At 61.8% G+C, this 4080-nt stretch carries 3 protein-coding genes and 4 pseudogenes; 5 read left to right on the forward strand and 2 right to left on the reverse strand.

Annotated features, from left to right (window positions below):
- Positions 1-87 precede the first annotated feature (87 nt).
- The 5 genes and pseudogenes from DQ405_RS28825 to DQ405_RS25120 all read left to right on the forward strand — a co-directional run.
- Positions 88-255: pseudogene (locus DQ405_RS28825) on the forward strand (class I SAM-dependent methyltransferase); the annotation flags it as partial.
- A 116-nt stretch (positions 256-371) separates the two neighbouring features.
- Positions 372-834 (forward strand): annotated as a pseudogene (locus DQ405_RS28830) (class I SAM-dependent methyltransferase).
- Positions 809-883: a hypothetical protein gene (locus DQ405_RS28835; RefSeq protein WP_446730920.1), complete on the forward strand. Its 75-nt coding sequence runs from the start codon at positions 809-811 to the stop codon at positions 881-883. Before DQ405_RS28830 ends, DQ405_RS28835 begins: the two are co-directional and overlap by 26 nt.
- Positions 884-1031: 148 nt before the next feature.
- Positions 1032-1749: pseudogene (gene pcsA, locus DQ405_RS25115) on the forward strand (phosphatidylcholine synthase).
- A 109-nt stretch (positions 1750-1858) separates the two neighbouring features.
- Positions 1859-2638 (forward strand): annotated as a pseudogene (locus DQ405_RS25120) (TSUP family transporter).
- Here the strand turns inward: DQ405_RS25120 and nudC are convergent.
- A complete protein-coding gene (gene nudC / locus DQ405_RS25125) occupies positions 2606-3439 on the reverse strand; it encodes an NAD(+) diphosphatase (RefSeq protein WP_168426408.1) in 834 nt (277 codons plus the stop codon). The pseudogene DQ405_RS25120 and the gene nudC overlap by 33 nt on opposite strands.
- Before the next feature lie 5 nt (positions 3440-3444).
- Positions 3445-4080, reverse strand: a 636-nt coding sequence (locus tag DQ405_RS25130; protein ID WP_168426409.1) for a crotonase/enoyl-CoA hydratase family protein, incomplete at its 5' end; no start/stop codon positions are given.

The following is a 4080-nucleotide window of genomic DNA, read 5'->3' on the forward strand; positions in this document are numbered from 1 at the left end:
CTCACTGCCCTGGCTGACGCGCCCGCGGAAACCCGGCGCCTGTTCCATGGCCGTGGCCGCTGCTGGCCGGGCCTGGAACAACTGACGGTGGACTGGCTGCAAGGGGTAGTGCTGGTGGCGTTGTTCAAGGAAACCGAGCACCTGCAGGCCCTGAAGCAGACGCTACTGCACATCGACTGGGCCGCTTTCGGCGCGCACACCGTGGCCCTGCAACACCGCTACCTGCCGCAAAGCACCACCGAATGGCTGGTGGGCGACGCCATCGACGAGTTGACCATCACCGAGGGCGGCCTGCGCTACCTGATCGACCTGGGTAAAAAAACAGAACAGCGGGCTGTTTCTCGACATGCGTTACGGGCGCAACTGGGTACGTGAGCAAGCACAGGGCCAGCGCTGTGCTGAATTTGTTTGCCTATACCTGCGGTTTTTCCGTGGCCGCCATCGAAGGCGCGCGACCATGTGGTGAACCTGGATATGGCCCGTGGTGCCCTCAGCCGTGGCCGCGACAACCATCGTTTGAATGGGCACGACCTGAGCCGGGTGAGTTTCCTGGGCCACGACCTGTTCAAGTCCTGGGCCAAGGTGACGAACAACGGTCCTTATGACCTGGTGATCATCGACCCGCCCTCCTTCCAGAAAGGCAGTTTCCTGCTGACCAAGGATTACCAGCGCGTGCTGCGCCGCCTGCCGGACTTGCTCAGTGCCCACGGCACCGTACTGGCATGCATGAACGATCCGGCCTTCGGCGAAGATTTCCTGATCGACGGCGTTGACCCGCGAAGCACCGGGCCTGCGGTTTGTACAGCGGCTGGAAAACCCACCGGAATTTCCTGACATTGATCCGCAGAGTGGACTAAAGGCACTGGTGTTCCGTCAGGGCTGATGCCGAAACATCCTACGCTTGCTACGCTAACGGATACGCCGGGCGGTGAACCTTATCCTCCCCTTCCCGGTCGATACCTGCATTCCCTGGCCAGACTCGACGGCGCTACGTCGTCGGCTGCCCCGTTTGACCTTTTGGAGAACCGCCCGTGATATCGACCCTGCATGTAGCCAGACTCAAAGCCTGGGGCGCCCACGGCTTTACCGCCACCGGTGTGGTACTGGCCTTTTTGGCCACCCTGGCGCTGCTGGAAAACTCCCCCAAGGCGTGCCTGCTGTGGCTGGGCCTGGCACTGGTGGTGGATGGCGTCGACGGCTCGCTGGCGCGACGGGTGAATGTCAGCACGGTGCTGCCCAGCTTTGACGGCTCGGTGCTCGACCTGGTGATCGACTACCTCACCTACGTGTTCATTCCTGCCCTGTTTTATCTACCGCTACATCGACCTGCCCGAGTTCACCCACCTGTTTGCGGTGTCGGTGATCCTGGTGTCGTCGCTGTTCTGCTTTTGCAATGTGAACATGAAGAGCAAGGACAACTACTTCGTCGGCTTCCCTGCCGCCTGGAACGTCGTTGCCCTGTGCGTCTATATCATCCAGCCGGATGCCTGGGTCACCTTGCTGACCGTGATCGGCCTGGCGCTGTTGACCGTGACGCCGATGAAGTTCCTGCACCCGTTCCGGGTCAAGCGTTTCATGCCGATCAACATCGCGGTGACCACTATCTGGCTGCTGTGCAGCTTCCTGATGGTGGTGGATTACCCGAATACCAACCCTTGGACATTTGGCTTGTGGTCGCTGATGTCGGCGTACTTCCTGGGTATCTGCATCTGGCGCACGGCCGTGGAATGGCTGGGCGCGCACAAATAACCAGGCGGGCCCGGTAAAAGATGTGGGAGAGGCTTGCCACCTCCCACATTTGAGTCACATCGCAGTAAGATGCTGGCCTTCTGCGGCCCTCCAACAATAAGCCCTGCCCATGCCCTTCGAACTCAGCGTAGACCTCACCACCCTGGCCATCCTGGCCGTTGTCGCTTTTATTCGCCGGTTTTATCGACGCCATCGCCGGCGGTGGCGGTTTGTTGACCACCCCGGCCCTGCTCACCGCCGGTATGCCGCCGCATCTGGTGCTGGGCACCAACAAGCTCAGCTCCACCTTCGGCTCGGCCACCGCCAGTTTTACCTTCTACCGCCGCAAGCTGTTCCACCCACGCCAATGGGTGCACGCCATTGTCGGTACCTTGATCGGTGCACTGACCGGCGCGGTCGTCGCTCATTACTTGCCTGCCGAAACCCTGAACAAGATGCTCCCGGTGATCGTCTTCGCCTGCGGTGTGTACCTGCTGTTCGGGGGCACGCCCAAGGCGCCACTGGATGCCGAGGCACCGATCAAAAAGAAATGGCAAGCCACCCAGGGCTTTGGCCTGGGCTTTTACGATGGCGTGGCCGGCCCGGCACGGGGGCGTTCTGGACGGTCAGCACGATGCTGCTGCACCCCATCGATCTGGTGAAGGCCAGCGGCGTGGCGCGCAGCATGAACTTCGTCAGCAACGCCGCGGCGCTGACGGTGTTCATCATCAATGGGTCGGTGGACTGGATCGTCGGCCTGGCGATGGGTGTGTCGGTGATGTGTGGCGCGTTCTTTGGCGCACGCAGCGCGATCAGCGGCGGCGCCAAATTCATCCGCCCAGTGTTTATCACCGTGGTGCTGGGCCTGACCGTGCGCCTAGCCTGGCAGCACTGGTTCAGCGTGGCCTAGGCGGCGGGCCACGTAGAGGTCGATCAGGTAACGCGCAATCGAGCGTGACGCCGGCAACGGCGGCAGCTCGTGGATATTGAACCACTGCGCGTCCTCGATCTCGTCGGCCTGGGGCACGATATCGCCACCGGCGTATTCGGCGTGAAAGCCCAGCATCATCGAGTGAGGGAACGGCCAGCATTGGCTGCCCATGTACTGGATGTTCTTGACCTCCAACTGCACCTCTTCGCGCACTTCACGGATCAGGCAGTCTTCGGCGGACTCACCCGGCTCGGCAAAACCGGCCAGGGTGCTGTAGACCCCCGTGACGAAACGCGGCGAGCGCGCCAGCAGGATGTCATCGCCACGGGTCACCAGCACGATCATGCTTGGCGAGATGCGTGGATAGCTGCGCAGGTCGCAGGCCCGGCAATACATCGCCCGCTCCCGCGGCACCTGTACCATCGCCTGGCCGCAACTGCCACAAAAACGGTGCTCCCGCGCCCAGGTGCCGATCTGCGCGGCGTAGCCCAGCACCTTGTACAGGGTGTGATCACCTTGCAGCATAAAGCCGCGCAAGCCTTGCCAACTGCACCCTGGCACCTCTGCCGACGCGTTGAGTTCCAACAGGTACACCGGCTCGCCATCGAGATGGCCGATGCCATGTTCGGCAAACACCGACAGGTCCTGGCGCTTGAGCCATTCGCGCGGGAACAGCGGGCCGTTGGTATCGTGTAAAAAGCCTTCGCGGCTGCGGGCGACGGCCCAGCCGCCGGGGGCGTCGTTGTCCAGCAGCGTTGTGGTAATCCAGCCTGGGGTCATGTCAGTCAATCCACGAATTCGGGTTTCTGCTTACTCATATGGGCCGCGATGGCCACGCGCAGGTCGTTGGATTGCAACATAGCCGAGTTCCAGGTGGCAACGTATTCCAGGCCGTCATTGACTGTGTGGTCACGCATGTAGCTGATCATGGCCTTGGTGCCAGTCACGGCAATCGGCGACTTGGCGGCGATTTGATGGGCCAGGTCCATGACACCCGCCAGCAGGCTTTGCTGATCGGCAAACACGCGATTGACCAGGCCGATGCTGCGCGCTTCTTCAGCGCCGAATTGACGACCGGTATAGGCCAGTTCACGCAGCATGCCATCGCCAATAATGCGCGGCAGGCGTTGCAAGGTGCCGACGTCAGCGGCCATGCCGATGTCGATTTCCTTGATCGAGAATTGCGCGTCCTCGGCCGCATAGCGCATGTCGCACGCGCTGATCAGGTCGATGGCACCGCCAATGCAGTAGCCCTGGATCGCCGCCAGCACGGGCTTGCGGCAAGTGTCCACGGCGTTGAACGAAGCTTGCAGCTCGAGAATCTTGCGGCGCAGCAGGCGCGCATTGCGACCCACGTCCTTGCCAAAGTCATTGGCGATCGAGGCCAGCATCATCAGGTCGATGCCCGAGGAAAAGTGCTT

The organism is Pseudomonas sp. SST3, from assembly GCF_003325755.1.